Raw genomic sequence first — 26,917 nt, 5'->3', positions numbered from 1 at the left:
ACGACCTGGCGCCGAGGGCCTCAGGCCTTGCGGGCCCGGGTCGTCTTCTTCGCGGGCGCCGTCTTCCTCGTGGCCCCGGCCGCCTTCTTCGTGGCCGTGTTGTTGGCGGTCGAGGCGGTCGCCGTCTTCTTCGTCGCCGACCTGGCCGCGACCGTCTTCTTCGCCGCCGTCTTGCGCGGGGCCTTCACCGAGCTCGCGTCGCTGATGCGATCGGCGCCGAGGATCTCGCGCAGGAACTTGCCAGTGTGGCTGGCCGGGACGGCGGCAACCTCCTCGGGCGTGCCCTCCGCGACCACGAGCCCGCCGCCGGCACCGCCTTCCGGACCCATGTCGACGACCCAGTCCGCGGTCTTGATGACATCGAGGTTGTGCTCGATGACGATGACCGTGTTGCCCTTCTCGACGAGGCCGGCGAGCACCTTCAGCAGCTTGCTGATGTCCTCGAAGTGCAGACCGGTGGTCGGCTCGTCCAGGACGTAGACCGTACGCCCGGTGGAGCGCTTCTGCAGCTCGCTGGCGAGCTTCACGCGCTGTGCCTCACCGCCGGACAGCGTGGTTGCGGACTGGCCGAGACGGACGTAGCCGAGACCGACGTCGTGCAGCGTCGTGAGGTGCCGGTTGATCGCCGGGACGGCCTCGAAGAAGTGCATGGCTTCTTCGATGGGCATGTTCAGGACCTCGGAGATGGACTTGCCCTTGTAGTGGACCTCCAGCGTCTCCCGGTTGTACCGGGCTCCGTGGCAGACCTCGCACGGGACGTAGACGTCCGGGAGGAAGTTCATCTCGATCTTGATGGTGCCGTCGCCCGCGCAGTTCTCGCAGCGACCGCCCTTGACGTTGAAGGAGAAGCGGCCCGGCAGGTAGCCGCGGACCTTCGCCTCGGTGGTCTCGGCGAACAGCTTGCGGACGTGGTCGAAGACACCCGTGTACGTCGCCGGGTTCGATCGCGGGGTGCGGCCGATGGGCGACTGGTCGACGTGCACGACCTTGTCGACGAGGTCGTCGCCGTCGACCCGCGTGTGTCTGCCGGGGACGTTGCGCGCACCGTTGAGCTCACGCGCCAGGTGCGTGTACAGGATGTCGTTGACCAGCGTCGACTTGCCGGAGCCGGACACGCCCGTGACGGCCGTGAACACGCCCAGTGGGAAGGACACGTCGATGTCCTGGAGGTTGTTCTCGCGGGCGCCGTGCACCGTGAGCCGGCGGGTGGGATCCTGCGGGCGGCGGATGTCGGGCAGCGGGATCGCCTTCTTGCCGGACAGGTACTGACCGGTCTGCGACTCCTCGTTGGCCAGCAGTTCCTTGAGGGAGCCGCTGTGCACCACCTTGCCGCCGTGCTCGCCGGCGCCGGGGCCGATGTCGACGACCCAGTCGGCGACCTTGATGGTGTCCTCGTCGTGCTCGACGACGATGAGCGTGTTGCCCATGTCGCGGAGCCGGACCAGGGTCTCGATCAGCCGGTGGTTGTCGCGCTGGTGCAGGCCGATCGACGGTTCGTCGAGGACGTACAGGACGCCGACGAGACCGGAGCCGATCTGCGTGGCCAGACGGATGCGCTGGGCCTCGCCGCCGGAGAGCGTGCCGGCCGCGCGGTTCAGCGAGAGATAGTCCAGGCCGACGTCGACCAGGAACCGCAGCCGCTCGTTGACCTCCTTCAGGACACGCTCGGCGATCTTCTTGTCGCGCGCGTTGAGCTTGAGCTCGCCCAGGAACTCGGCGCAATCGCTGATGGACATCGCCGAGACCTCGGCGATCGACTTGTCCATGATCGTGACGGCGAGGACGATCGGCTTCAGGCGCGTGCCCTGGCAGGTCGGGCAGGGCACCTCGCGCATGTAGCCCTCGAAACGCTCACGGCTGGCGTCGCTCTCGGCTTCGCTGTGCCGGCGCTTGACGAAGGGCACCGCGCCCTCGAAGGGGGTGGTGTACACGCGCTCGCGGCCGTACCGGTTGCGGTAGCGGACCTCGATCTGTGTCTTGTGGCCGTAGAGCAGGGCCTTCCTGGCGCGCTGCGGCAGGCCGGCGAAGGGGATGTCGGTGCGGAATCCCAGCGCGTCCGCGAGGGCGCCGATCAGGCGGCCGAAGTAGTCCTTCGTGTGCCCGTGCGACCAGGGATGGATGGCGCCCTCGTCGAGGGACTTGTCCTCGTCCGGGACGATCAGCTCCGGGTCGACCTCCATGCGCGTACCGATGCCGGTGCACTCGGGGCAGGCGCCGAAGGGCGAGTTGAAGGAGAAGGAGCGGGGCTCCAGCTCCTCGAAGGACAGGTCGTCGTACGGGCAGTACAGGTGCTCCGAGTACATGCGCTCGCGCTCGGGGTCGTCCTCGGGGAGGTCGACGAAATCGAGCACGACCATGCCGCCGGACAGTCCCAGCGCGGTCTCCACGGAGTCCGTGAGGCGGCGCTTGGCGGTGTCCTTCACCGTGAGGCGGTCGACGACCACCTCGATGGTGTGCTTCTCCTGCTTCTTCAGTGCCGGCGGTTCGGAGAGCTGCACGGTCTCGCCGTCCACGCGTGCGCGGGAGTAGCCCTTGGTCTGGAGGTCGGCGAACAGGTCGACGAACTCGCCCTTGCGCTCGCGCACCAGCGGCGAGAGCACCTGGAAGCGGCTGCCCTCCGGCAGTTCCAGCACCTTGTCGACGATGGCCTGCGGCGACTGGCGGGAGATCGGGCGACCGCACTCGGGGCAGTGCGGCTTGCCGATGCGCGCGAAGAGCAGACGCAGGTAGTCGTAGACCTCGGTGATGGTGCCGACCGTCGAGCGCGGGTTGCGCGAGGTCGACTTCTGGTCGATGGACACCGCCGGGGACAGGCCCTCGATGAAGTCCACGTCCGGCTTGTCCATCTGCCCGAGGAACTGGCGCGCGTACGAGGAGAGCGACTCCACGTAGCGACGCTGACCCTCGGCGAAGATCGTGTCGAAGGCGAGGGAGGACTTGCCCGACCCGGACAGCCCCGTGAAGACGATGAGCGAGTCACGAGGCAGGTCGAGCGAGACATTCTTCAGATTGTGCTCGCGCGCGCCACGGACGATGAGACGGTCGGCCACAGCCGGTCCGCACCTTTCTTGAGAGAAGTGGCAGGGGCAGGGCCCCGTGCTTCTTCAGACTAGGGGGAGCCACTGACAACGCCGGTTGGATTCCTGGATGCGTAAACAATCCCGGACCATCCAGCATGCCCGACGTCGCCACCGACGATATAGCACGCGCATTCGAATTACGGACCCAGCGCGAAACCTTCACCCGATGGAGTGGCGGAGCTAGTGTCGGCCCCATGATTGATCACGCTCATGACCTGGCGTCTGTACAGGAAGCGACGGACCGGCTCCTCACCGCAGTCGCCGAGCTGGACAACGCGTCCGTGGCACGACCGTCACGGCTGCCCGGTTGGACGGTCGGTCACGTCCTGGCCCACCTCGCCCGCAACGCGGACGCGCTCACGAACGTCCTCGACGGACGTCCCATGTACGTCTCAGGCGAGGCCCGGGACGCCGACATCGCGCGCGACGCCCCGCGCCCTCTCGACGCCCAGCTCGCCGACCTGCGCGAGAGCGACGCCCGTTTCCGCGTGCGCGGAGCCGCCCCCGCGGACTGGGCGCGCACGGTGGAGCTGCGCAACGGGGTCACCGACAGTGCGGCGCGGGTGCCGTTCCGGCGCTGGGGCGAGGTCGAGCTGCACCATGTCGACCTGGGGATCGGGTACGAGCTGGAGGATGTTCCGGCGGACTTCACGGAACGGGAGATCGACTTCCTCGCGGACCGCTTTCTCGCGCATCCCGACGTTCCCGCGACGAGGATCACGGACGGCACGCGCGCGTGGCGCACCGGACGGCAGGCCCCCCGGCCGGAGGTCACCGTCACCGGCCGGCCCGCGGACCTGCTGGGCTGGCTCGCCGGGCGGCGTGCCGGGACCGCCCTGGAGGTACTCGGCGGGCCGCTGCCCGCGCTTCCTCCGCTGTAGCGCACGTCACCTCGCCGGCCACTCCCCGCTATAGGCTGAGCGTCATGACGTACAGCGGAGAGGTCACGGTCGGCGGACCGGCGGACGTGCACGAGCTCAAGGACCTGATGATCACCAAGATCGCGGTCGGGCCCATGAACAACAACGCCTATCTGCTGCGCTGTCGCGCCACGGACGAGCAGCTGCTGATCGACGCGGCCAACGACGCGGAGACGCTCCTCGGCACGATCGGTGACGACGGCATCGCGTCCGTCGTCACCACGCACCAGCACGGCGACCACTGGCAGGCGCTGGCCGAGGTCGTCGCCGCCACCGGTGCCCGGACGTACGCGGGCCGCGAGGACGCCTCCGGCATCCCGGTCACCACCGACGTCGCCGTCGACGACGGCGACGTCATCCGGGTCGGCCAGGTCGAGTTGACCGCCCGCCATCTCGTCGGTCACACCCCCGGCTCCATCGCCCTGGTCTACGACGACCCGCACGGCCACCCGCACGTCTTCACCGGGGACTGCCTCTTCCCAGGGGGTGTCGGCAACACGCGCAAGGACGCGAAGGCCTTCGCGAGCCTGATCCGTGACGTCGAGACGAAGATCTTCGACGCGCTCCCGGACGAGACCTGGGTGTATCCGGGGCACGGCAACGACACCACGCTGGGCACCGAGCGCCCGCACCTTCCGGAGTGGCACGCACGCGGGTGGTGAGCCCTGGGCCTGAGCCGTCCAAGTGAACCGCGTGTACGAGGTGCGCGTGTGAAGTGCGCGGCCCGGCGCACGGGCCCCGGCGCGCTCGGCGTGCGGTTCACAACTCCCGCCCGGCGCACGCCCCTTCACCCGCGCCCCGCGCGCACAACCTCACACGCCCCGCGCGGGGCCGACGCGCGCCCCGTGTGAAGGGTTCGCACGCGCCGGGGTGCAGCGCACTCTCCCCTCGCGCGTCGCCGCGCGGTCAACTGGTGACGGCCCCGCACAGGATGACGGCTCCTGCGCGGTACGGGCCGCCGGTCATCATTCCCCGCCCTCGACCGGCGGCCCTGGCGGGGTCGCCCCGCAACCCGCAGCGGGCAACGTTCACACGACCGCAACACCGGTTCCCAGCATGCGGACAGGTAACCCTTTGACCTGGACATACGCGGCGTTCGCTGTCACTCTCCGGCCATGCATCCTGCCCCGAGCGCACTGCGCAGCGCTGTCGCCGCCGCCACCATAGCCCTGCTCGCCACCGCTGTCGGCTGCGCTCCGCAGCCGGAGGAGAAGGCGTCCGGCGGATCTTCCTCGTCGGACCGAACCACCTGCGCCAGGGGTGAGTTGACGACCCGGACCTCCGGCAAGCTGACGATCGCGACGGACGAACCGGCCTACGAGCCGTGGTTCAAGGACGACAAGCCGGCCGACGGCGAGGGGTTCGAGTCAGCGGTCGCGTACGCCGTCGCGAAGCAACTGGGTTACGACAAGAGTGCGGTCGTCTGGCAGAGCGTGCCGTTCAACAAGGCGTTCGCGCCCGGTGCGAAGACCTTCGACTTCGACATCAACCAGGTGTCCATCAGCGCCGAGCGCAAGAAGGCCGTGGACTTCTCGTCGGGTTACTACGACGTCCGTCAGGCGGTCATCGCGCTCAAGGGCAGCAAGGCCGCGAAGGCGACGGGTATCGCGGATCTGAAGGGGCTGAAGCTGGGAGCCCAGGTCGGCACCACCAGCCTCGAGTACATCACCGACGTGGTGAAGCCGTCGCAGCAGCCCGCCGTGTACGCCAAGAACGACCAGGCCAAGTCGGCGCTGAAGAACGGCCAGGTGGACGCGATCGTGGTCGACCTGCCGACTGCCTTCTACATCACCTCGGCCGAGGTGACGAACGCGGAGATCGTCGGCCAGTTCGAGAACCAGGGCGGCACGCCCGAGCAGTTCGGTCTGGTCCTCGACAAGGGCAGCGCGCTCACCTCGTGCGTCACGAGCGCGGTGGACGCCCTGCGGCGGGACGGCACACTGGCGAAGATCGAGCAGCAGTGGCTGTCCGACGCGGTCGACGCCCCGGTGCTCAAGTGACCGTCGCCGAGGACGGGCCCGGCCGGGAGGGCGCGGACGGCACGAGCGGCATGTCCGCGCACGCGGACGACGGCTACACGCCCTCCGAACGGCGGCTGAAGCGGGAGCGCCACAGGCGGGTCCGCGCCCGGCGCGCCACCGCGATCGCCGCGCTCTCGACGCTGGTCACGGCGGCCGTGCTCTACCTGGTCGTCGTGAACGCGCCCGGCTGGCCGCGCACCAGGGAGACGTTCTTCAACGGGCAGTACGCGCGCGAGGCGTTGCCGAAGGTCCTCGAAGGGCTGTGGCTGAACGTCCGGCTGCTGCTCGTCTGCGGCGCCGCCGTACTCGTCCTCGGCATGCTGATCGCCATCGCGCGTACGCTGCGCGGACCGGTGTTCTTCCCGCTGCGTGCGCTCGCAGCGGCGTACACCGACTTCTTCCGCGGGCTGCCGCTGCTGATCAACCTGATGATCGTGGTGCTGGGCGTCCCGGCGCTGCGCCTCCAGGGCGTGACGGTCGATCCGGTGCTGCTGGGCGGTACCGCGCTGACGCTGACGTACTCCGCCTATGTGGCCGAGGTGTTCCGCGCCGGCATCGAGTCCGTTCACCCCTCGCAGCGCGCGGCGGCCCGCTCCCTCGGCCTCAGCAACCGGCAGGCCCTGCGCCACGTCGTGCTTCCGCAGGCGATACGGCGTCAGGTTCCGCCGCTGCTGAACGACCTGGTGTCGCTCCAGAAGGACACCGGTCTCGTGTCGATCGGCGGCGCGATCGACGCCGTACGGGCGGCGGACATCATCGTGGGCCGCAGTCTCAACTACACGCCGTACATCGTCGCCGGGCTGGTCTTCGTGGCGCTGACCATCCCGATGACCCGCTTCACGGACTGGGTGACGGCACGGATGGACCGGCAGCGGGCCCAGGGAGGATCCATATGAACGACGCACCTGTCCTGCGCATGGAGTCCGTCCGCAAGACATTCGGCGGTTCGGTGGTGCTGCGCGACGTGGACCTGGCGGTCGCCCCGCACACGGTGACCGCGCTGATCGGGGCGTCCGGCTCCGGCAAGTCGACGCTGCTGCGCTGTGCCAACCTCCTCGAGGAGATAGACGACGGCGCAATCTGGCTGGACGGCGAGGAGATCACCGCTCCGCGCGCGGACCAGGACGCGGTACGCCGCCGCATCGGCGTGGTCTTCCAGTCGTACAACCTCTTCCCGCACATGACCGTGCTGGACAACATCACCCTGGCACCGCGCCGGGTGCACGGCGTCTCCCGCGCGGAGGCCGAGGAACGGGCCCGGGAGCTCCTGGAGCGCCTCGGACTGGGTGACAGGACGGACGCCTACCCGGACCGGCTGAGCGGCGGTCAGCAGCAGCGGGTGGCGATCGTGCGCGCCCTGGCGGTACGGCCCCGGCTGCTGCTGCTCGACGAGGTCACCGCCGCCCTCGACCCGGAGCTGGTCGGCGAGGTACTCGCCGTGGTCCGCGGCCTGAAGGACGAGGGCATGACCATGGTGCTGGCGACGCACGAGATGGGCTTCGCCCGGGACGTCGCCGACCAGGTCTGCTTCCTCGACGGCGGTGTCGTGCTCGAACGCGGCAGCCCCGAGCAGGTGTTCGGCGATCCGCGGCAGGAGCGCACCCGGCGCTTCCTGCGGCGGATCGTGGAGGCCGGACGGCTCTGAGGCGTCAGGCGTCGGCGGTGGCCGCGCCGGCCAGCGCCGCCACCCGCTCGACGCCGAACACATAGCCCTGCACACCGCATCCGGCGATCACCCCGTCGGCACGCAGGGAGACATAGGAGTGGTGCCGGAACGACTCGCGCTTGTGGATGTTGGAGATGTGGACCTCCAACACAGGCATCCCGTCGCAGGTGTTGAGGGCATCCAGGATGGCGACCGAGGTGTGCGAGTAGGCGCCCGGGTTGATGACGATCCCACAGTGGTTCAGGCGCGCCTCGTGGATCCAGTCGACCAGTTCGCCCTCGTGGTTGGACTGCCGGAAGTCCACGGTGCCGCCGTGCGCGGCCGCCGCCTTGACGCAGAGGGCCTCGACGTCGGCGAGCGTGTCGGAGCCGTAGATCTCGGGCTGACGCTGGCCGAGCAGGTTCAGGTTGGGCCCGTTGAGGATCATGATCGGGGCGTTGGCCAGGGTGCGGGGCACGCTTCCTCCGGTCCGTTCGGACGATGAGCGGCCCTGGGCGGACCGCGGGTCAGACCGGTTTATCACGGTGCGCCGAGGCGCCCGCGAAGGGCGCCGTGCGCCCCCGTAACGGACGGTCACCCTGGGTAGTTGACGCGGCATGCGCGATGTACGCACCGTAAGGGTTCCCTCGATGCTGCGGCTGGCGGCCGCCTCGCTCGCCGGGACCGCCATCGAGTTCTACGACTTCTTCGTCTACGGCACGGCCGCGGCGCTCGTCCTGGGGCCGCTGTTCTTCCCGACGTTCTCACCGCTCGCGGGGACGCTGGCGGCTTTCGGTACGTTCGGCGTGGGGTTCGTGGCCCGCCCGCTGGGCTCGGTGCTGTTCGGGCATATCGGGGACCGGCGCGGCCGGCGTCCGGTCCTGGTCGCGTCCCTGCTGCTGACCGGCGCCTCGACGGTCGCTGTCGGCTGCCTGCCGGCGTACGGCACGATCGGCGTCGCCGCCCCTGTGCTGCTGCTCGTGCTGCGCTTCCTGCAGGGGCTGGGACTCGGCGGTGAGTGGGGCGGGGCGGTGCTGCTGACCGCGGAGCACGCGCCGCCCGGGCGGCGCGCCCTGTGGTCCAGCTTTCCGCAGATCGGCCCTGCCGTCGGGTTCCTGCTCGCCAACGGCGTGATGCTGGCGCTGTCCGCGTCGCTGTCCGAAGCGCAGTTCGCGCAGTGGGGCTGGCGGGTGCCGTTCTGGGCGGCGGGGGCGCTGGCGCTGAGCGGGCTGTGGCTGCGTTCGTCGCTGGCCGAGAGCCCGAGGTTCCTGGAGCTCGACGACCACGCGCGCGTGCCGATCGCCGAGGTCGTACGCCATCACTGGCGGACGGTGCTGCTGACGGCGGGGGCACTCGCGGTCGGGTACGCGGTGTTCTACGCGGTGACCACCTGGTCGCTGGCGTACGGGACGGAACGGCTCGGGGTGAGCCGTACCGTCATGCTCGTCTGCATCATGGCCGCCGTGGTGGTGAAGGGCTCGCTCACGCCGGTGATGGCTCTGCTCGGCGACCGCTACGGACGACGGCCGCTGTGTCTCGCGGGGTGCACGGCCTCGGCGCTGTGGATGTTCCCGATGGTCGCGCTGCTGGCGACCGGTGAACCCCTGCTGATGTTCCTCGGGTTCACGGGCGCGCTGATCGCCTTCATCGCCATGTTCGCGGTCGTCGCCGCCTATCTGCCGGAGCTGTACGAGCCCCGGGTGCGCTGCACCGGTGCCGCTGTCGGCTACAACCTCGGCGGGGTGCTCGGGGGCGCGCTCACTCCGATCGTCGCGACAGCGCTGGCGGAGCACAGCGGGCGCGTGCCGTGGGCCGTGGGGACCTATCTGACGGCGATCGCGCTGCTGAGCCTCGGCTGCTTCGCACTGCTGCCGGAGACGCGACCGGTGCCGGTGGCGGCGGCCGAGCCGGTCACCGGCTGAGTGCGGCGTCTACGGGTTGATCGCCAGCTCCAGGTAGGCGGCGAACAGCACCAGGTGGACGCCGCCCTGGAGCGGCGTGGCCCGGCCCGGCACGACCGTGAGGGAGCTAACCACCACGGTGAGCGCGAGCAGCAGCATGTGGGTCGCGCCGAGACCGAGGAGCAGCGGGCCGGTGAGCCAGATAGAGGCGAGCGCGACGGCCGGTATGGTCAGGCCGATGCTGGCCATGGCCGAGCCCAGCGCCAGGTTGAGGCTGGTCTGCACGCGGTCGCGGCGGGCGGCGCGCAGGGCGGCGATGGTCTCGGGGAGCAGCACCAGCAGGGCGATGATCACACCGACGACGGCTTGGTGCAGTCCGGCCGCCTGCACACCGGACTCGATGGTCGGTGACACGCCCTTGGCCAGACCGACGACGCCGACGAGGGCGAGGCCCAGCAGTCCGAGGCTGATCCAGGCGGTGAGCGCGGAGGGGGCATCGGCGTGGTCGTCGCCGTCGATCACCTCGCCCTGCCTGGTGATCGGAAGGAAATAGTCGCGGTGCCGCACGGTCTGGGTGGCGACGAACAGGCCGTACAGGATCAGTGAGGACAGGGCCGCGAAGGTCAGCTGTACTCCGGAGAACTCCGGACCCGGTTTGCTGGTGGTGAAGGTCGGCAGGACCAGGCTGAGTGTGGCCAGGGTGGCCACGGTGGCGAGGGCGGCACCGGTGCCCTCGGGGTTGAAGACCGCGGTGCCGTGGCGCAAGGAGGCGACGAGGAGACAGACGCCGACGATGCCGTTGCAAGTGATCATCACGGCGGCGAAGACGGTGTCCCGGGCCAGGGTGGAACTCTTGTCACCGCCGTCGACCATGAGGGTGACGATCAGGGCCACCTCGATGATCGTGACGGCGATGGCGAGGACCAGGGAGCCGAAGGGTTCGCCGACACGGTGGGCGACGACCTCGGCATGGTGGACGGCGGCGAGGACGGATCCGGCGAGCACCACGGTCACCAGCGCGACGACCGCGCCCGACAGATCGCGGCCCCAGGTGAACAGGAGCAGGACGACCGCGAGCACCGGCACGAGGAACGTCCACTGGGTGGTGAGCGACCTGAGCCGAATGATCATGCAGCGATGGTGACAGAGGCGTACTGGGTTCGCATTCCGGTCCTTTCGGGTGCCGGGCGCCTGCCGCCGGCGCGGTACGGCCCCAGTTGAACTCGATCACGCCCAGGTAGCGGCCCGGCCGGCTCCGGCCCCTGAGGATCAGTCGGCGCATCGGGCTGTTCTCGCCACCGGCGTGCTGGCTGCCCAACTCGCCGGCGAGGGCCCTCATCTCGTCGATGCGGTCGGTCTCGAAGTCGACGATCTGGGCGAATGTCACGGTTGCCTCCACCAGGTGGCGGCACGCCCGATCGGGGACACTCCGCCACCCGACGAAGCACCGGGAGCGGTGGGTCGGCAATGCGCTGCGCACCGCTCCACGGGGTGGTCCTACGTCCGACGTGGTCAGACGTCGACACTGTCCTTCGGAGCGCCTTCGCTCCGGCCCTGCGCCGCCTCGGCCGCCTGCTTCCCGGAGGCCCTCAGGCTGGTGATCGTGGTGACGATCAGAACCGCGCAGATCACGCCGAGCGAGACCGGGATGCTGATCTCCGGGACGTGCACACCGGACTCGTGCAGAGCGTGCAGCACGAGCTTCACACCGATGAAGCCGAGGATGATCGACAGACCGTACGACAGGTGGACCAGCTTCCTCAGCAGTCCGCCGATGAGGAAGTACAGCTGCCGCAGACCCATCAGCGCGAAGGCGTTGGCCGTGAAGACGATGTACGGGTCCTGCGTGAGACCGAAGATCGCAGGGATGGAGTCCAGCGCGAACAGGACGTCGGTCGAACCGATCGCAAGCATCACGACCAGCATCGGGGTCATGACCCGCTTGCCGTTCTGCTGGATCCACAGCTTGGTGCCGTGGTACCGGTCGGCCACGCCGAACCTGCGCTCCGCGGCCTTGAGCAGTTTGTTCTCCTCGAACTCCTCTTCCTCCTCGTCGGCGCGGGCCTCCTGGATCAGCTTCCAGGCGGTCCAGATGAGGAAGGCGCCGAACAGGAAGAACACCCACGAGAAGCTGGCGAGGATCGCGGCGCCCGCGGCGATGAAGATCGCCCGCAGGACCAGGGCTATGAGGACGCCGACCAGCAGCACCCGCTGCTGGTACTGCGAGGGCACGGCGAACTTCGCCATGATCAGGACGAAGACGAAGAGGTTGTCGACGCTCAGCGACTTCTCGGTGATGAAGCCCGCGAAGAACTCACCGGCGGGCCGGCCGCCACCGAAGAGGAACAGGCCGATGCCGAAGAGTCCGGCCAGGGCGATCCAGACGACGGTCCAGATCCCGGCTTCCTTGACGGACACGTCGTGAGGTTTGCGGCCGATGAAGAAGTCGACCCCGATGAGGGCTGCCAGCCCCAAGATGGTGAGGACCCAAAGGGTCACGGACACATCCACTGCGCCTCCGGTTTGTGAATGGCAAAGGGTCAGCGTTGTCGCTGCCGGAGGTCTCTTCCACCCGAGACGGGCCGACGCCCCGGGATCCGGCCGGATCCGTATTGACGGGTACGCCGCAGCAGACAGGGAGTACTCCCCTCCGTGAGGAAAACAGTACCTCAATCACCAAGGATTGGTAAAGCATCAGGTAAAGGGAAGGCAGAATTGGCTGGTCAGAGGATTTTACATACGCTTGGTACAAGCGATCGCGACCTGGCGGAGCACGTGCTGGAGCACCTGGCTGCCGGGCGGCACACGGCAGGGCTCGTACGTCCAGGCATGCCCCACCCACGGGTCGGCCAGGTGGTCGTCCGGCACCGGCGTGAGTCGCATCAGTGAACGCCACAGTGGATCGAGCAACGGTCCGTAGGCGGCGGCGTCCTCGCGGTCGGCGACCAGCAGGAGATGGACACCGGCGTCCGGACCTTCATCCGCGAGATACCTCAGCTGCGTGACGGCTCGGTCGTCGAAACCGTGCGGGAACTCGTTGACGATCAGCAGGTGCCGTGAGGTGTCCAGGCCGGGCGGCAGGGCGTCCGCCGCGCCACCGCGTACGGCCATCCGCACCAGGTCGACGCGCTCGGTCAGCCGGCCCAGCACCTCCGCCACCCCGGCCGCGCCGGTCGCGGGCGGCCCGGCCAGTACGCCGGCTCCCGTCAGCGAGGCGAGTGCGGCGGCGCCCGAACCGGCCGGATCGATGACCTGCACGCCGAACTCACCGGCCGGGTGCACGGCGAGCAGCCGGGCCGCGAGCGCCACCGCCGTGTCCAGAGCAAGGTGCCTCAGCTCACCGGCGTCGGGAAAGCCGCCGTCGGGAGTCGAGGTGAGGCCGCTGTCCATCCACAGACCCCGCTCCAGCGGCAACCGGACCAGCAGCGGAATGCGCAGCGGATCGCTCTCGGCGAGGTGGAGGTCGCCCAGGCGCACGGCCATGGGCATTTCCGTCGGTACCCGGTAGGCGTGCCAGACAGGGTTGTCCCACCGTGCGTACGCCGGTGGCAGGGCGGGCTCGACGACCTCGGACTCGGCGGTGAGCTGGGTCAGGTCGCGGTCGAGGACCGCCTGGGCCCGGTCGACCAGTTGGGCCTGCCGGGCGCGGGCCGCCTCGCGTGCGGCGTCGCCCGCCGAGCCCAGGCGGTTACGCGGGTCGGCGAGGACCTGGTCGAGATCCTTCTCCATCCGGGACTCGGCGAAGTCGACGGCGCTGCGGTAGGCGGCGGTGGAGCGGGCCAGGTCCTCGAACATGCCCCAGACCTGGTTGTACAGCCGCTCGTCCATGGACCAGCCGACCGCATCGCCCGCGACGGGCGGGACGGGTCCGTCGGCCGGAGCCGGCGGAGCCGGGGTGGGCGCCTCCGGGACCGTGGGCACGGACTGCCGGCGGCGCTTGGGATGCGTGTAGTCGACGGGGCCGTCGGCGGGTGCCGCAGCCTCGGCGGCAGCGCGTTCCTCGGGTGTCGGGGACCCCCCGTCGGCGGGGGCCTGGACGTCGTACGGGGACCCGGCGACGGTGCCGGACGCGTCCGGACCGGCGACGGAGGCGGCCGTGGGGCGGGAGCGGCCGGTGTCCGCGTGCACCGGGACCGCCCGGGCCACGCCGCGTGCCACCGCCTCCTCGATACCGCGGGCGAGCTCGGCGGCCTGCGGCAGACCCTGGTCGGTCAGGAGCGCGGTGAGGCCCTGCGCGTAACCCTGGCCCACCGCGCGGATCTTCCAGGCGCCCTGGCGGCGGTAGAGCTCCAGGGCCACGACCGCCGACTCGGCGTCCAGGCCGGCGAGGGTGTAGCCGGCGACCTCGGTGCCGTCGAGACTGGTGACGGCGGCGCGCGGCGCGGCGACCGCGCCGAAGCGGAGCGGGCCGCCGGGTGCGGCGGGCAGGGCGATCAGGACGCTGACCCGGTGCACGGTCTCGGGCAGGGCGTCGAGGTCGACGGCGAGCCGGTGTTCGGCGGCCGCCTGCCGGGGGACCTCGATCCCGGGCAGCGTGGGTGCGCCCGGGTGGGCCACCCCGTCGGCGTCCCGTACCCGGCCGCTGTCATCGGCGAGGGTGGCCCCTGCAACGACCGGCACGTCGGCCGAGATCCGGATCTCGATCCGGTTCCGCGGAAGCGGATGGTTCTGGCCGCGCGTCAATTCGGCCGACATCGCCCGTGTCCCCCTGTGTGTCGTGTCGTCGTGCGCCGCGGGCCGCTCCTAGAGGACCGGCAGGATCGTGGGCACCAGGTCCTGGAAGGTACGGCCCTTGGCCGGCACACCCAGGGCCGTCAGCGTCCAGCCCGAGCCGGACCGGTGCACCTTCGCCATGATCTGGGCGGTGTACTCGCCCCCGCCGTCGAGCGTGTAGCGCGCGAGTTCCTGGCCGTTGGTCTCGTCGACCAGCCGGCAGAAGGCGTTCTGCACTTCCTGGAAGGTCTGGCCGGTGAAGGAGTTGACGGTGAAGACGATCTGGTCGATGTGGACCGGGACGCGCGAGAGGTCGACGAGGATGGCCTCGTCGTCGCCGCCGTGTCCCGCGCCGCCGACGAGGTTGTCGCCCGTGTGCCGGACGGAGCCGTCGTCGCTCACCAGGTGACGGAAGAACACGACGTCGACGGGCTGCTTGTCGGCGAACAGCACTGCCGAGGCGTCCAGGTCGATCTCCCGGGTGCGCGAACCGAACAGCCCGCGGCGGGGTGCCGCCTTCCAACCAAGACCCATGCGGACCGCGCTCAGGGAGCCGCCGTCCTTCTTCTCCAGGCTGATGGCCTGACCCTTGGTCATGTTGACGGTCACGGCTGCTGTCCCCTCGTCGGATGTCCCCGGTTACCGCGGAGTGCACGGTTGTCCAAAACCCTATGCAGCGCCACTGACAGTGCCGAACCCCGGTCCGCGGTTTGTGTCGGTGTTGCAACACTTCGCGTCCTTACCGGGGTCCGGCGGCGACCCGGTGGTCAGGCCAGGCCCGCCTCCCTCATCTGGCGCAGTTCCTTCTTCATCTCGGAGACCTCGTCACGCAGCCGGGCCGCGATCTCGAACTGCAGATCCGCGGCGGCGGCACGCATACGCTCCGTCATCTCCTCGATCTGCTCGGCGAGTTCGGCCGCCGGGCGGTCGGTCGGCACCGTTTCCTTCGCCTTGCCCCCGGCGGCCTTGCCCGCCTTCGCGCCCTTCGCCGCCTTGCCGCCCAGGGCCGGAACGGGTGCCTTGGCCGCCTTGCCGTCCTTCTGCCCCCGGTAGCCCGTGCCGAGCAGCTGTTCGGTGTCGACCTCTTCGCGGGCGATCTGCGCGACGATGTCGTTGATCTTCTTGCGCAGCGGCTGCGGGTCGATGCCGTTGGCCGTGTTGTAGGCGACCTGCTTCTCCCGGCGGCGGTTGGTCTCGTCGATGGCCCGCTCCATCGCCGGGGTGATCTTGTCGGCGTACATGTGGACCTGGCCGGAGACATTGCGCGCGGCGCGGCCGATGGTCTGGATCAGCGAGGTGCCGGAGCGCAGGAAGCCTTCCTTGTCGGCGTCGAGGATGGCCACCAGGGACACCTCGGGCAGGTCGAGGCCCTCACGCAGCAGGTTGATGCCGACCAGGACGTCGTACTCGCCGGAGCGCAGCTCGCGCAGCAGCTCGACGCGGCGCAGGGTGTCGACGTCGCTGTGCAGATAGCGCACCTGGATGCCGAGTTCGAGGAAGTAGTCGGTGAGGTCCTCGGCCATCTTCTTGGTGAGGGTGGTGACCAGGACCCGCTCGTCCTTCTCGGTGCGCTTGCGGATCTCGTGCACCAGGTCGTCGATCTGGCCCTCGGTGGGCTTGACGACGACCTCCGGGTCGACGAGGCCGGTGGGGCGGATGATCTGTTCGACGACGCCGTCCCCGCGCGACAGCTCGTAGGTGCCGGGGGTGGCCGACAGGTACACGGCCTGCCCGATGCGCTCCTGGAACTCCTCCCACTTCAGGGGGCGGTTGTCCAGGGCGGAGGGCAGCCGGAAACCGTGGTCCACGAGGGTGCGCTTACGGGAGGCGTCGCCCTCGTACATGGCGCCGATCTGCGGCACGGTGACATGCGACTCGTCGATGACGAGGAGGAAGTCGTCCGGGAAGTAGTCGAGCAGGGTGTTGGGCGGCGAGCCGGGCGAACGGCCGTCGAAGTGCATCGAGTAGTTCTCCACGCCGGAACAGGTGCCGATCTGGCGGAGCATCTCGATGTCGTACGTGGTGCGCATGCGCAGCCGCTGGGCCTCCAGGAGCTTGCCCTGCTTCTCCAGCTCCGCGAGGCGCTCCGCCATCTCCTTCTCGATGTCGTTGACGGCCCGCTCCAGGCGCTCGGGACCCGCGATGTAGTGGGAGGCCGGGAAGACGTACAGCTGCTGGTCGTCGCTGATGATCTCGCCGGTGAGCGGGTGCAGCGTGGACAGCGCCTCGATCTCGTCGCCGAACATCTCGATGCGGACGGCGAGCTCCTCGTAGACCGGGAAGATCTCGATGGTGTCACCGCGGACGCGGAAGGTGCCCCGGGTGAACGCCATGTCGTTGCGCGTGTACTGGATGTCGACGAAACGGCGCAGCAGGAGGTCGCGGTCGATCTCGTCTCCGACCCGCAGCGGGACCATCCGGTCGACGTACTCCTGCGGTGTGCCGAGGCCGTAGATGCAGGACACGGAGGCGACCACGATGACGTCTCGGCGGGTGAGCAGCGAGTTGGTGGCGGAGTGGCGCAGTCGCTCGACCTCCTCGTTGATCGAGGAGTCCTTCTCGATGTAGGTGTCCGACTGCGGGACGTACGCCTCGGGCTGGTAGTAGTCGTAGTACGAGACGAAGTACTCGACCGCGTTGTTCGGGAGGAGCTCGCGGAACTCGTTGGCCAGCTGCGCGGCCAGGGTCTTGTTCGGCGCCATCACCAGGGTGGGGCGCTGGAGCTTCTCGATCATCCACGCGGTGGTGGCGGACTTGCCGGTGCCGGTCGCGCCGAGAAGGACGACGTCCTTCTCACCGGCCCCGACGCGCTTGGCCAGGTCGGCGATGGCCGCCGGCTGGTCGCCGCTGGGCTGGTACGGGCTGACGACCTCGAAGGGCGCCACCGTGCGTTCGATGTGGGAAACGGGCCGCATGGCATCAACCGTACGACCCCGCACTGACAACCGGCTCTGATCAGCGATTCTGCGGGGTGCGGGAGCTGCGGTGGCCCTGCTGGCGGCTGATGCGCAGCTGCGGCCGGCGGCTCGGGTGGTGGGTCACCTCGTCGGCCGGGACACCCGGCTTGTGCTCGACGCGGAGCCGCTCGGGCCTGCCGATGATCATCATGGGGTCGAGGACGACGACCACGGCGGCGAGGCAGAGGAAGGCCAGCGGGCCGATCAGCATGGGGGCGAGCAGGGAGGCCGGCGAGTCGCCGGGGGGCGTGCCACCGGTGTGGTGGAGGTGCACGGTCATGGCGGCCATGCCGGTGTAGTGCATACCGCTGACGGCCAGTCCCATCACGAGGCTCGCGCCGACGCTCCACAGGAAGCCGCGGACCCGCCCGGCCGCCCACAGCGCCGAGGTGGCGGCCACGACCCCTATCAGGACCGACGCGACCATGGTGAGCGTGTCGTACTCCAGGGTCCCGTTGAGGCGCAGGCCGGCCATGCCGAGGTAGTGCATCGAGGCGATGCCCAGGCCGGTGATCGTGCCGCCCGTGAAGAGCGCGGTTCCGGTGGCACCCCGGTAGCCGACTATGAAGATCCCGACACTCACCATGACGATGGCGAGGCCGAGGCTCGCAAAAGTGATCGTCTTGTCGTAGTGGACCGGCGTCTCCTTGACGCTGAACCCCATCATGGCGACGAAGTGCATGGTCCATATGCCGGAGCCGATCGCGGCCGACCCCAGGGCGAGCCAGGCGGGCCGCCAGGACTGTGCCACCAGCATCGCGCGGGTCGTGCAGCGCAGCCCGAGGGCACCGCCGAGGCAGGCCATCACGTAGGCCACCAGCGGGGTGACGACCCCGTAGCTGAATCCGTCGACCGTGCCCTGCATACGTGGCTGCCCTTCACCCTTTGCGTCCCGGAATATTTGATATGCGCCCCGTCCCAGGACCGCCCGAGCGGTCAGGGTTGACGCAGAGAGTATGACCCGCACCGGAATGGTCGAACGATTTTCCGGCAAAGAAACACGGCCTTGCCGCACTTGTGCGGCATCAGTGAGCGGACTTGGGTAACTCCGTTCATCTGTGGCCGTCCCGTACCCGGCCGCCGTTGACTCCTTGCTGTCAGTCTTGTGCTGTACGTATTCGACCGACATGAGGAGGACGCATGCACGCGCGTGCCGTCGCCGCCACGACCACCGCGCTGCTGGGCACGGCGGCCCTGCTCAGTCCCGTGCCCGCCGCCGGGGCCGGCGACGCCCGCGAGCCCACGGTGCTGGCGCACCGGGGTGCCTCCGCCTACGCGCCGGAGAACACGCTGCCCGCCGTCGACAAGGCGGCCGCGCTGGGCTTCACCTGGGTCGAGAACGACGTGCAGCGCACCAGGGACGGCCGGCTGGTGGTCCTCCACGACGACAGCCTCGCGCGCACCACGAACGTCGAACAGGTCTTCCCCGGCCGCGCGCCGTGGAAGGTGAAGGACTTCACCGCCGCGGAGATCGCCCGGCTGGACGCGGGCAGCTGGTTCTCGGCCTCCTGCACAGGCACGCGCGTGCCCACGCTCACGCAGTACATGCGAAGGATCGAGCACAACCACGAGAAACTGCTCCTGGAGATCAAGAACCCGGAGCTGTATCCCGGCATCGAGCGGCAGATCGTCGACCTGCTGGGGAACGAGGGCTGGCTGGACGGCCGTCACCTGGACCGGATCGTCGTGCAGAGTTTCAGCGCGGACAGCCTGCGCGTCGTGCACGGTCTCAGGCCCGCGGTGACGACCGGCTACCTCGGCACACCGCCCGTGTCGGCCCTGCGCCGGTACGCGGGATTCACGGACCTGGTCAACCCCTCGGTGGACTCCATTTCCGCCGGTTACGTCTCCTCCGTGCACTCGTTCGACGGTCCGCACGGCAGGCCCCTGCGCGTCTTCACCTGGACGGTGAACGACGCGGCCACCACCTGGAAGGCCGTCGGCTACGGCGTCGACGGGATCATCACCAACAAGCCTGACGTGGTGCGGGCCGCGCTGCGCGCGGGCTGAGCGGAACGGGCGGACCGGGTTGTCAGTGGCGGGTCGTACGGTGGGTCGCATGGACAGCGAAGGGCAGTACGGGCAGCGGGTGGTGTGGGCCGTCGTGGGCACCGACATCGGTCCGCTGCTGCTGGCGGCGACCCGTGAGGGCCTGGTCACCGTGGTGTTCCACGCCACGGACGCGGTGCGGGAGCGGACTCTGGAGCGGCTGGCGGCCCGGCTGGGCGCCGAGCCCGTCGAGGACGCGGGGGCGCCGGTGCTGGTGGAGGCGATACGTCAGCTGCGGGCGTACTTCGCGGGCGAGCGGCAGGACTTCGAGCTGCCGCTGGACTGGTCGCTGATCTCCGGCTTCAACCGTCAGGTGCTGCGTGAACTGGCCGCCGGCGTGCCCTACGGCAGCGTGGTCGGATATGGCGACCTGGCCGGGCGGGTCGGACAGCCCGGCGCGGCGCAGGCGGTGGGCGCGGCGATGGGCGCCAATCCGCTGCCGGTGGTCGTGCCGTGTCACCGGGTGGTGGAGAGCGACGGCGGCATCGGCGGGTTCGGCGGCGGCCTGGAAACCAAGCGGAAGCTGCTCGCCCTGGAGGGCGTCCTGCCCGAGCCGCTGTTCTGAGGCGCCCCGGCGCAAGGGGCGCTCAGGCGTAGTGCCGCACCTCGACGACATTGCCGTCCGGATCGCGGAAGTAGAAGTTGCGCGGGGCCTTGCCCCAGGCACCGAAGAAGTCGTGGCCGATGCCGGTCATGGGGACCGTGTGTTCGGCCAGGCGGGCGCGCAGCGCGTCGAACGGCAGGGACAGACAGATGTGGTTCACCGGCTGGCCGGCCGAGCCGGGGTGTGCCGGCATGCGGTCGGCGAGGGTGTGCGGCGCAAGGTCGAGGATCGTCTCCTCGTTGACACGTACCGAGGGGAAGGGCGCCTCTCCCGCGGTGAACTCGGCCGGCCTCAGCGGCTCCAGGCCGAGCGTCCGCTCGTAGAAGCCGGCCGCGGCGGCCGGATCGGCGGCCCAGAGGACGACATGGTCCAGGCGTGCCGTGTGATGCGTCATGCGTCTGAGGCTGGTGGCGTCACGCACAGCCCGCAAGCGTTTATCCGGGTGTGCCGCCCGCCAGGGATGAGGGAAGACCGACGGACAGGAGGCAGGCGCGTGGTGCTGATGGTGTCGGATGAGGTCCGGGAGGCGCTCGGCGCGGGCCGGGCAGTGGTGGCCCTGGAGTCCACGATCATCGCGCATGGGCTGCCCCGCCCGCGCAATCTTCAGGTGGCGCTGGAACTGGAGGAGGCGGTACGACGCGAGGGTGCGGTACCCGCGACCATCGCGGTGCTGGACGGGCGGCCCCGAGTCGGTCTGGCCAAGGACCAGCTGGAGCGGGTCGCCAATGAGGGCGGGATCCGCAAGCTGGGCCACCGCGACCTGCCGCTCGCCGTGGCGGCAGGGGTGAGCGGGGCGACCACCGTGTCGGCGACGGCACAGCTGGCGGCGCTGGCCGGCATCCGGGTGTTCGCGACGGGCGGTCTCGGCGGGGTCCACCGGCAGTGGACGGTGACCCAGGACGAGTCCGCCGATCTGGGTCTGCTGGCACGCACCAGGATCACCGTGGTGTGCGCGGGCGTGAAGTCGATCCTCGACGTGCCGGCGACCCTGCAGCGTCTGGAGACCCTGGGGGTGGCGGTGGCCGGCTACGGCACGGACCGTTTCCCCGGCTTCTACCTGTCCGACTCCGGGCACCCGGTCGACTGGACGCTGCAGACCCCGGCGCAGGTCGCCGAGGTCATGCGGGCGCAGGACGCCCTGGAGGCGGCGGACACGGCGCTCATCGTCGCGAACCCGGTTCCCGAGGCGGAGCAGCTCGATCCCGCACTGCACGCGCGGGTGCTCGCCGACGCGCTGCGCGCGTGCGACGGGGAGGGGGTCACCGGTCAGGGGGTCACGCCTTTCCTGCTCGACTATCTGGTCAGGCACACGGACGGCGCCTCGCTGGAGGCCAACCTGGCGGCCGTGCGCGGCAACGTACGGCTGGCGGCACGGATCGCGTCGGCGTGGACCAGGCGGTGACGACTGCCGAAGAGGGCGCCCTGCTGGTCGTCGGGGACGTCGTCACGGATGTCGTCGCCCGGCACCGGGGGCCGCTCGCGACCGGTACGGACACGGTGGCCGTGATCCGGACCGTGCCCGGCGGGGCGGGTGCGAACGTGGCCTGCTGGGCCGCCCGTTCGGGCTGTGCGGAGGTGCGGCTGCTGGGGCGGGTCGGCGTGGACGCCGCCGAGTGGCACCGGCGGGAACTGGTCGCGGCGGGGGTGCGACCACGCCTCGTGGTGGATCCCGAGGCCGCGACGGGGACGGTCATCTGCCTGGTCGACAACGGCCACTCGGCCGAGCGCACTTTTCTCACGGACAGCGGGGCGTCGCTGCGACTGGAGCCCGCCGACTGGTCGGACGCGCTGCTCGACGGGGTGGCCCGGCTGCATCTGTCGGGTTACCTGCTGTTCTCGGAGCCGAGCCGGGCACTGGCGGCGGTGGCGCTGGCGTCGGCCCGCGCGCGTGGCGTGCCGGTGAGCCTGGATCCTGCGTCGGCGGGGTTCCTCGTCGCGATGGGCGTGGAGAGCTTCCTGGCGCTCGTCGAGGGGGTGGACGTCCTGTTGCCGAGCCGGGACGAGGCCTGTCTGCTGACGGGGCTGTCCGATCCGGCCGAGGCGGCGGTGGAGTTGAGCCGCCGGGTGCCGCTGGTGGTGGCCAAGGCGGGGGCGGACGGCGCGCTGGTCGCCCGGGCGGGCGACATCCTGGCGCGGGTCCCGGCCGAACCGGCGACGCCCCGGGACACCACGGGCGCCGGTGACGCCTTCACCGGGGCGTTCCTCGCCGCGCTGGTCGCCGGTGCGGATCCCCGGCGGGCGGCGGAGCGGGGCTGCCGGGCGGGCGCACTGGCGGTGGAACGCGTGGGCGCCAGACCGCCCGTCCATGGCTGACACGGCACCGCGGCCGAAGGCGGCGGACCGGCGCCCTGCCCGGCGGGCCCCTTCCGGCGGGTCTACTTCCTGACGCCCCACGCCGAGATCATCGGGGCGGTGGCGAGGTCCATGGTGCCCGCCGCCACGTTGGCGAGGTGCTGGTCGATCTCCTCGTCGGTGGCCAGACCCGCGCTGACGAGCCGGCCGCGGATCTGGCGGACCGTCGCGGACTCCAGGGCGGTGCAGGCCGGCGAGGCGATGGGGAAGTAGGCCTCGGCCGCCACCTGGTGCAGTCCGGCCTCGCGGAGCAGCCGCGGGAGTTTGCGCCCGTACGACAGGTCGGCGCCGCGTTCGGCGAGGAGCTTGCGGAAGCCCTGGCGCAGGCGGTTGGCGAGCCGCTGCTCGGGTCCGTACTCGTAGGGGCAGGTCAGGGGCTGGAGAGCGGGGTCGGCGTCCTCGATCAGCAATCGTCCGCCGGGGCGCAGTGCCTTGATCATGGAGCGCAACGCATGTTCCCGGTCCGGGACATGGACCAGCACCAGCCGGGCGTGCACCAGATCGAAGTCCTCCCCCGGCGGCTCCTCAGTGCCGACGTCGTGGGTGCGGACCTCGACCGGTGCGTGGGCAACCGTGGCGAGCAGCGAGGTGTCGATGTCGGTGGCGACGACCTGGCCCGCCGGTCCGACCTGGCCCGCCAGCCAGGACACCACGGAGGTGCCGCCGGCCCCGACCTCCCAGCACCGCCGGCCCGCTCCGATACCCAGTGCCTCGAGGTGCCGGAAGGTGGTGGGGTCGAAGAGCGCGGCGAAGGCGTCGAAGCGCTGCCGGGCCTCGCTCTGGCGGTTGTCGAGGAGGTATCCGTCGGCTTGTGTCATGGAGCGATGATTCCAGTTGCCCGGGTTGTCGGGACGGTCGACGCCCGATGGTGCGGTGGACGACTGCCGGTGCGCTCGACGCTCCGGTGCGGGGGGGATACGGCCGCCGGGCGTGGGGAACCTGTGGCCGACCGGCGGGAACAGCCCTCGGGAGCCTGGTTGTCCACAGGCGGGAACCAACCGGAACCCGTCACTCCCCCACCCTTACCCGTGTTTCACACCGGGCTGGCAGACTTGCCCGGCAGGGCGCGAGAGCGTTGCGCGAGGGGACCCATGCAAGGAGATCCGGATGACGATGGCAGGGAATCTGCGGAAGGTCACGGGGCTGGGCAGGGCCGGCGGCCTGGGCAAGGTGGCGCGGCTGGCCCGGCGGCGGCCCCGCGTCGACCTGAACCATCACGCGCGGTCCCCGCTGGGCTCCTCTGTCGTCAACTGCGTGACGTACGAGGACGGGAAACGGGTCCCCGAATGCGGCGATCTCTACTCGGCGGTGGAACGCGTACGGAGGAAGGGCGAGGGGTTCGTCTGGCTGGGGCTGCACGAGCCGACGGACAGCGAGTTCGCGGGCATCGCCGAATTGTTCGACCTGCATCCGCTGGCCGTGGAGGACGCGGTCGAGGCCCATCAGCGCCCCAAGGTGGAGCGGTACGGCGAGACGCTGTTCGCGGTCTTCAAGACGGTCTGCTACGTCGAGCACGAGAAGCTGACCGCGACCAGTGAAGTGGTGAACACCGGCGAGATCATGGTGTTCGTCGGTGCGGACTTCGTGATCACGGTGCGGCACGGCCGCCATGGCTCGCTGGGGCCGCTGCGCGAGGAACTGGAGTCGGCACCCAGCCAGCTGGCCAAGGGTCCGGCGGCGGTGCTGCACGCGATCGCTGACCATGTGGTCGACGACTATCTGAACGTCACGGACGCGGTGCAGGCGGACATCGACCAGGTCGAGGCCGACGTGTTCGCGGAGGACGGCGCGCGGGCCGACCCGGGGCGGATCTACCAGATGAAGCGTGAACTCCTCGAGCTGAAGCGGGCGGTGGTGCCGCTGAGCAGGCCCATGGAGGAGCTGACGACGCGCCCGATACGGGTGATCGCCCCCGAGATACAGGCCTACTTCCGGGACGTGCTCGACCATCTGATGCGGGCCAAGGAGCAGATCGCGTCCTTCGACGAACTGCTCAACTCCATTCTTCAGGCGCATCTGGCACAGGTGACGGTCGCCCAGAACGAGGACATGCGGAAGATCACGGCCTGGGCCGCGGTGATCGCCGTGCCGACGATGGTGTGCGGGGTGTACGGCATGAACTTCGATCACATGCCGGAGTTGCACTGGCGGTTCGGCTATCCGCTCGTCATCGGCGTCATATCCCTTGCCTGTCTGGTGTTGTACCGGGGCTTCCGGCGCAACGGCTGGCTCTGAGCATCAGCCTCGGCGGCGCCGAGGACCACGGCCCCGCCGAACGGCCGCTCAGCGCGGACCGGCCGCTCAGCGCGGACCGGCCGTTCAGCGCGGACCACCGGGGGCCGGCGCGGACCACCAGGGCCGGCGCGGGATGCTCAGCCGTTCCACGCCGGATGCCGCGGGTCGTCGGCGCGGACCAGCACGTCCGCCACGCCGGCGGGGTCGCTCTCGGCTTCGTAGCGCTCGAAGGCGGGAAGGGTCCAGTGCTCGGACTCGGGGGTACGACGGCGAAGGGCGCCGGGGGACAGCAGGAGGTGAACGGTCAGGTCGAACGGGAACCAGTGCCGCAGCAGCAGCGGGCCGCACAGCAACAGCAGCCCACCGGGCGGGAGTTGGATGTAGGGGCTGCGGGTGGCCCGGTCGGTCGCCGGGTCCCACAGGTCGGGCAGGACGCGTCCGGTGCCGCCGGGGTCGAGGGGGCCGAAGACCTCCCGCCACAGGGCGTTGGTGTCGAACCAGCCGCCGTAGTAGGACTCGGCGTCGCGGTGGCCGTGTTCCAGACGCAGTGAGGCGGGGCGCAGGAAACCCTCGGTGCCCACGACGAGCGACGGCAGGCCCCGTAGGCGCAACGCCTCCGCGACGCGCTCCGCGAGGTCCCCGGGCAGGGCCGCCGGGGCTCCGTCCAGGGCGACGCGCGGCCAGGCACTCCCGTCTGCGGGCTTCAGCCCGGCCAGCCGCTCGGCGAGGCGGTCGGCGAGCCGGTCCCAGGTGATCGCTTCGAGTCGCACGGGGCCATGATGCCGCCCGGTCAGGTCGGCGGAGGCGCCGGGGGCGGGGCACCCAGGTGAGGTTCGCAGGGATGCCCGGCGCCCCGGCCTGACCGCCCGCCGTGCGTCCGCCGCCTCGCGGACGTGAGATCCCATGCCAGGACGGGGAAAGAACCGCATATGACACGCCTGGCAACTCCCCCTCATCACGGTGGACTTCTGGTGGTCCAGCCTCTCAGGCACAAGCGGTGTGCGGCCTGCCGGCGAGGGCCGTTGTCGATGCTGGTGCTGGAGGCCGGAGCGCCGCGGTGTCTGGTGTGTACCGATCTCGCGCATCTGGTGTTCCTGCCGCGTGGCGACACCGCGCTGACCAGGCGGTCGCGGGAGGAGAGCGCGCTGTCGGCGGTGGTGGTGCGGTTCAACCGGCGCAGAAGCCGGTACGAACGGCAGGGCGTCCTCGTCGAGGAAGCCGCACTGGCCCGGGCCGAGGCACGGTGTCTGGCCGATGCCGAGGCGCGGCGGCGGCGCCGGGCGCGGGACGCGAAGCGCCGGGCGACGCAGGACGTGCGGTTCACGGAGGCCTTCGCGGCGGAGATCCTGCGTCTTTTCCCGGGATGTCCGGTGGAGCGGGCTCGGGCGATCGCGGCGCACGCGTCGGTGCGGGGCAGCGGGCGGGTGGGGCGGACGGCGGACGGGCGGGCGCTCACTGAGGGGGCGGTGGTCTCGGCGGTGGTGGCGGGCGTACGGCATGGGGACACGCCGTACGACCAGCTGCTGATGGGCGGGGTGCCGCGGTACGAGGCGCGGCGGCGGATCGCGAGGACGGTCGAGGCGGTGCTGCGGGAATGGGAGGCCGGGGTGGAGATACGCCTGACCGGGTGACGTCGGCGGAGACGGACGGAACAGCCGGGCCGCACATGGCCCGGCGCGGGAGGCGGGCAGGCAGGGCAGGCAGCCGGAAGGGGAGGCATGGCGTGGAATCGAATGGCGGCGGTGTCCGGGGCGAGCGACGAGAGCGGGCGTGGTGGAAGTGATCGACGGACCGTATTACGTACTGGTCCTGCTGGGAGTGCTGGGGACCGGGCTGGTGGCGGGGGTGTTCTGCGGGTTCTCGACCTTTGTGATGCGCGGACTGTCGGCGTTGCCGCCGGCACAGGGGGTGGCCGCGATGCACGCGATCAACCGGGCCGCGGTCACCACCGCCTTCATGCTGGTGTTCGCGGGGGCGGCGGTGCTGTGCGCGATGATCGCGGTGGTGACGTTCGTGGTGTGGCCGGACGAGAGGAAGACGGAGCTGCTGCTGGGCAGTGCGCTGTATCTTTCGGGTTCGTTCGGGCTGACCCTGGTGGCGAACGTGCCCCGGAACGAGGCGCTGGCCGCGCTGGAGCCGGGCACCCCGGAGGCCGCCTCCTACTGGCCGGCGTACGTGCGCGAGTGGACCCGGTGGAACCATGTCCGCACCCTCGCGTCGGCCGCCGCGTCGGTCATATATGTGCTGGCCCTGTCCTGAGAGAGGCTCGGGGGGACTCCGGCGCCCGCCGCCCACCCGGCGGGGTCGCGCCTGGCCCCCGCCGGGTCCCTGCCGGCACTCGGCTGACCGTCCGCCGGCACTCGGCTGGATCTTTGCCGCCCGGCGGCTGAGGAGGCCCTGGCAGAAGGCACTGTCAGCCACTCTGCGGGCGCAACCGAGC

Annotated in this window: 24 protein-coding genes; 13 read left to right on the top strand and 11 right to left on the bottom strand. The window is 70.4% G+C overall.

Features of this window, described 5'->3' with window-relative positions; genetic code table 11:
- Window positions 1-20: 20 nt before the first annotated feature.
- Entirely contained in the window at window positions 21-3,050 is a 3,030-nt protein-coding gene (gene uvrA, locus ACFXI4_RS04335) for an excinuclease ABC subunit UvrA (RefSeq protein ID WP_384988056.1), read from the bottom strand.
- A gap of 224 nt (window positions 3,051-3,274) precedes the next feature.
- Here uvrA and ACFXI4_RS04330 point away from each other — a divergent pair, with 224 nt between their 5' ends.
- The 5 genes from ACFXI4_RS04330 (at window position 3,275) to ACFXI4_RS04310 (ending at window position 7,666) form a co-directional block, all read left to right on the top strand.
- Complete coding sequence (locus tag ACFXI4_RS04330; RefSeq protein WP_384988054.1) at window positions 3,275-3,961, top strand: maleylpyruvate isomerase family mycothiol-dependent enzyme; 687 nt, start codon at window positions 3,275-3,277, stop codon at window positions 3,959-3,961.
- A 44-nt stretch (window positions 3,962-4,005) separates the two neighbouring features.
- A complete protein-coding gene (locus ACFXI4_RS04325; protein ID WP_362727506.1) occupies window positions 4,006-4,662 on the top strand; it encodes an MBL fold metallo-hydrolase in 657 nt (218 codons plus the stop codon).
- A gap of 453 nt (window positions 4,663-5,115) precedes the next feature.
- Window positions 5,116-6,000 (top strand): ABC transporter substrate-binding protein, encoded by an 885-nt coding sequence (locus tag ACFXI4_RS04320; protein WP_384988052.1) that lies wholly within the window; start codon window positions 5,116-5,118, stop codon window positions 5,998-6,000.
- Window positions 5,997-6,917: an amino acid ABC transporter permease gene (locus tag ACFXI4_RS04315; protein WP_384988050.1), complete on the top strand. Its 921-nt coding sequence runs from the start codon at window positions 5,997-5,999 to the stop codon at window positions 6,915-6,917. The genes ACFXI4_RS04320 and ACFXI4_RS04315 overlap by 4 nt, the downstream gene beginning before the upstream one ends.
- A complete protein-coding gene (locus ACFXI4_RS04310; protein WP_384988048.1) occupies window positions 6,914-7,666 on the top strand; it encodes an amino acid ABC transporter ATP-binding protein in 753 nt (250 codons plus the stop codon). The genes ACFXI4_RS04315 and ACFXI4_RS04310 overlap by 4 nt, the downstream gene beginning before the upstream one ends.
- Before the next feature lie 4 nt (window positions 7,667-7,670).
- On the opposite strand, the gene aroQ is transcribed toward ACFXI4_RS04310, so the two are convergent.
- Window positions 7,671-8,144, bottom strand: a complete 474-nt coding sequence (gene aroQ, locus ACFXI4_RS04305; RefSeq protein WP_362731057.1) for a type II 3-dehydroquinate dehydratase — start codon at window positions 8,142-8,144, stop codon at window positions 7,671-7,673.
- 139 nt (window positions 8,145-8,283) lie between these two features.
- Between aroQ and ACFXI4_RS04300 the strand changes: the two genes are divergently transcribed.
- Window positions 8,284-9,588, top strand: coding sequence for an MFS transporter (locus tag ACFXI4_RS04300; RefSeq protein ID WP_384988046.1), 1,305 nt, complete (start codon window positions 8,284-8,286; stop codon window positions 9,586-9,588).
- 9 nt (window positions 9,589-9,597) lie between these two features.
- Here ACFXI4_RS04300 and ACFXI4_RS04295 read toward each other — a convergent pair whose 3' ends face one another.
- The 6 genes from ACFXI4_RS04295 to ACFXI4_RS04270 form a co-directional block, all read right to left on the bottom strand.
- Window positions 9,598-10,698, bottom strand: coding sequence for an ionic transporter y4hA (locus tag ACFXI4_RS04295; protein ID WP_362719120.1), 1,101 nt, complete (start codon window positions 10,696-10,698; stop codon window positions 9,598-9,600).
- 381 nt (window positions 10,699-11,079) lie between these two features.
- Window positions 11,080-12,078: a TerC/Alx family metal homeostasis membrane protein gene (locus tag ACFXI4_RS04290; protein ID WP_384988044.1), complete on the bottom strand. Its 999-nt coding sequence runs from the start codon at window positions 12,076-12,078 to the stop codon at window positions 11,080-11,082.
- 222 nt (window positions 12,079-12,300) lie between these two features.
- Window positions 12,301-14,262 (bottom strand): TerD family protein, encoded by a 1,962-nt coding sequence (locus ACFXI4_RS04285; RefSeq protein ID WP_384988042.1) that lies wholly within the window; start codon window positions 14,260-14,262, stop codon window positions 12,301-12,303.
- 48 nt (window positions 14,263-14,310) lie between these two features.
- Complete coding sequence (locus tag ACFXI4_RS04280; RefSeq protein WP_384988040.1) at window positions 14,311-14,889, bottom strand: TerD family protein; 579 nt, start codon at window positions 14,887-14,889, stop codon at window positions 14,311-14,313.
- A 158-nt stretch (window positions 14,890-15,047) separates the two neighbouring features.
- The gene (gene uvrB / locus ACFXI4_RS04275) at window positions 15,048-17,195 is read right to left on the bottom strand and encodes an excinuclease ABC subunit UvrB (protein ID WP_384988038.1); all 2,148 of its coding nucleotides are present in this window, start codon (window positions 17,193-17,195) and stop codon (window positions 15,048-15,050) included.
- Window positions 17,196-17,235: 40 nt separating this feature from the next.
- The gene (locus ACFXI4_RS04270) at window positions 17,236-18,102 is read right to left on the bottom strand and encodes an MHYT domain-containing protein (RefSeq protein ID WP_384988036.1); all 867 of its coding nucleotides are present in this window, start codon (window positions 18,100-18,102) and stop codon (window positions 17,236-17,238) included.
- Between the two features lie 275 nt (window positions 18,103-18,377).
- Between ACFXI4_RS04270 and ACFXI4_RS04265 the strand changes: the two genes are divergently transcribed.
- Entirely contained in the window at window positions 18,378-19,247 is an 870-nt protein-coding gene (locus ACFXI4_RS04265) for a glycerophosphodiester phosphodiesterase (RefSeq protein ID WP_384988034.1), read from the top strand.
- Window positions 19,248-19,296: 49 nt separating this feature from the next.
- Window positions 19,297-19,851: a methylated-DNA--[protein]-cysteine S-methyltransferase gene (locus tag ACFXI4_RS04260; RefSeq protein WP_384988032.1), complete on the top strand. Its 555-nt coding sequence runs from the start codon at window positions 19,297-19,299 to the stop codon at window positions 19,849-19,851.
- A 22-nt stretch (window positions 19,852-19,873) separates the two neighbouring features.
- Here ACFXI4_RS04260 and ACFXI4_RS04255 read toward each other — a convergent pair whose 3' ends face one another.
- Window positions 19,874-20,284 (bottom strand): VOC family protein, encoded by a 411-nt coding sequence (locus tag ACFXI4_RS04255; protein ID WP_384988030.1) that lies wholly within the window; start codon window positions 20,282-20,284, stop codon window positions 19,874-19,876.
- A 99-nt stretch (window positions 20,285-20,383) separates the two neighbouring features.
- Between ACFXI4_RS04255 and ACFXI4_RS04250 the strand changes: the two genes are divergently transcribed.
- Both ACFXI4_RS04250 and ACFXI4_RS04245 read left to right on the top strand, forming a co-directional pair.
- A complete protein-coding gene (locus tag ACFXI4_RS04250) occupies window positions 20,384-21,292 on the top strand; it encodes a pseudouridine-5'-phosphate glycosidase (protein WP_384988028.1) in 909 nt (302 codons plus the stop codon).
- Entirely contained in the window at window positions 21,289-22,203 is a 915-nt protein-coding gene (locus ACFXI4_RS04245; protein ID WP_384988026.1) for a carbohydrate kinase family protein, read from the top strand. The genes ACFXI4_RS04250 and ACFXI4_RS04245 overlap by 4 nt, the downstream gene beginning before the upstream one ends.
- 62 nt (window positions 22,204-22,265) lie before the next feature.
- Here ACFXI4_RS04245 and ACFXI4_RS04240 read toward each other — a convergent pair whose 3' ends face one another.
- On the bottom strand, window positions 22,266-23,060 hold the full coding sequence (locus ACFXI4_RS04240) for a methyltransferase domain-containing protein (RefSeq protein WP_384988024.1): 795 nt from the start codon (window positions 23,058-23,060) through the stop codon (window positions 22,266-22,268).
- 289 nt (window positions 23,061-23,349) lie between these two features.
- Between ACFXI4_RS04240 and ACFXI4_RS04235 the strand changes: the two genes are divergently transcribed.
- Complete coding sequence (locus tag ACFXI4_RS04235) at window positions 23,350-24,477, top strand: magnesium and cobalt transport protein CorA (protein WP_384988022.1); 1,128 nt, start codon at window positions 23,350-23,352, stop codon at window positions 24,475-24,477.
- A 137-nt stretch (window positions 24,478-24,614) separates the two neighbouring features.
- Here ACFXI4_RS04235 and ACFXI4_RS04230 read toward each other — a convergent pair whose 3' ends face one another.
- Window positions 24,615-25,247 (bottom strand): uridine kinase, encoded by a 633-nt coding sequence (locus ACFXI4_RS04230; protein WP_384988020.1) that lies wholly within the window; start codon window positions 25,245-25,247, stop codon window positions 24,615-24,617.
- Between the two features lie 159 nt (window positions 25,248-25,406).
- Between ACFXI4_RS04230 and ACFXI4_RS04225 the strand changes: the two genes are divergently transcribed.
- Both ACFXI4_RS04225 and ACFXI4_RS04220 read left to right on the top strand, forming a co-directional pair.
- Complete coding sequence (locus ACFXI4_RS04225; protein WP_384988018.1) at window positions 25,407-26,108, top strand: DUF2293 domain-containing protein; 702 nt, start codon at window positions 25,407-25,409, stop codon at window positions 26,106-26,108.
- 148 nt (window positions 26,109-26,256) lie between these two features.
- On the top strand, window positions 26,257-26,736 hold the full coding sequence (locus ACFXI4_RS04220) for a DUF1772 domain-containing protein (protein WP_384988316.1): 480 nt from the start codon (window positions 26,257-26,259) through the stop codon (window positions 26,734-26,736).
- The last annotated feature ends 181 nt before the right edge of the window (window positions 26,737-26,917 follow it).

The sequence above is a fragment of the Streptomyces sp. NPDC059224 genome, assembly GCF_042754285.1.
GTDB lineage: Bacteria > Actinomycetota > Actinomycetes > Streptomycetales > Streptomycetaceae > Streptomyces.
Note: the sequence above shows the minus strand (reverse complement) of the source record. Positions and strands in the feature narration are given on the sequence as shown.

Excerpts from the sequence above, each read along its gene's own strand:
- ACFXI4_RS04330 (WP_384988054.1), top strand. The coding sequence starts at position 3,275 with ATGATTGATCACGCTCATGACCTGGCGTCTGTACAGGAAGCGACGGAC.
- ACFXI4_RS04325 (WP_362727506.1), top strand. The coding sequence starts at position 4,006 with ATGACGTACAGCGGAGAGGTCACGGTCGGCGGACCGGCGGACGTGCAC.
- ACFXI4_RS04320 (WP_384988052.1), top strand. The coding sequence starts at position 5,116 with ATGCATCCTGCCCCGAGCGCACTGCGCAGCGCTGTCGCCGCCGCCACC.
- ACFXI4_RS04310 (WP_384988048.1), top strand. The coding sequence starts at position 6,914 with ATGAACGACGCACCTGTCCTGCGCATGGAGTCCGTCCGCAAGACATTC.
- ACFXI4_RS04300 (WP_384988046.1), top strand. The coding sequence starts at position 8,284 with ATGCGCGATGTACGCACCGTAAGGGTTCCCTCGATGCTGCGGCTGGCG.
- ACFXI4_RS04295 (WP_362719120.1), bottom strand. The coding sequence starts at position 10,698 with ATGATCATTCGGCTCAGGTCGCTCACCACCCAGTGGACGTTCCTCGTG.
- ACFXI4_RS04285 (WP_384988042.1), bottom strand. The coding sequence starts at position 14,262 with ATGTCGGCCGAATTGACGCGCGGCCAGAACCATCCGCTTCCGCGGAAC.
- uvrB (WP_384988038.1), bottom strand. The coding sequence starts at position 17,195 with ATGCGGCCCGTTTCCCACATCGAACGCACGGTGGCGCCCTTCGAGGTC.
- ACFXI4_RS04270 (WP_384988036.1), bottom strand. The coding sequence starts at position 18,102 with ATGCAGGGCACGGTCGACGGATTCAGCTACGGGGTCGTCACCCCGCTG.
- ACFXI4_RS04265 (WP_384988034.1), top strand. The coding sequence starts at position 18,378 with ATGCACGCGCGTGCCGTCGCCGCCACGACCACCGCGCTGCTGGGCACG.
- ACFXI4_RS04260 (WP_384988032.1), top strand. The coding sequence starts at position 19,297 with ATGGACAGCGAAGGGCAGTACGGGCAGCGGGTGGTGTGGGCCGTCGTG.
- ACFXI4_RS04255 (WP_384988030.1), bottom strand. The coding sequence starts at position 20,284 with ATGACGCATCACACGGCACGCCTGGACCATGTCGTCCTCTGGGCCGCC.
- ACFXI4_RS04240 (WP_384988024.1), bottom strand. The coding sequence starts at position 23,060 with ATGACACAAGCCGACGGATACCTCCTCGACAACCGCCAGAGCGAGGCC.
- ACFXI4_RS04235 (WP_384988022.1), top strand. The coding sequence starts at position 23,350 with ATGACGATGGCAGGGAATCTGCGGAAGGTCACGGGGCTGGGCAGGGCC.
- ACFXI4_RS04225 (WP_384988018.1), top strand. The coding sequence starts at position 25,407 with ATGACACGCCTGGCAACTCCCCCTCATCACGGTGGACTTCTGGTGGTC.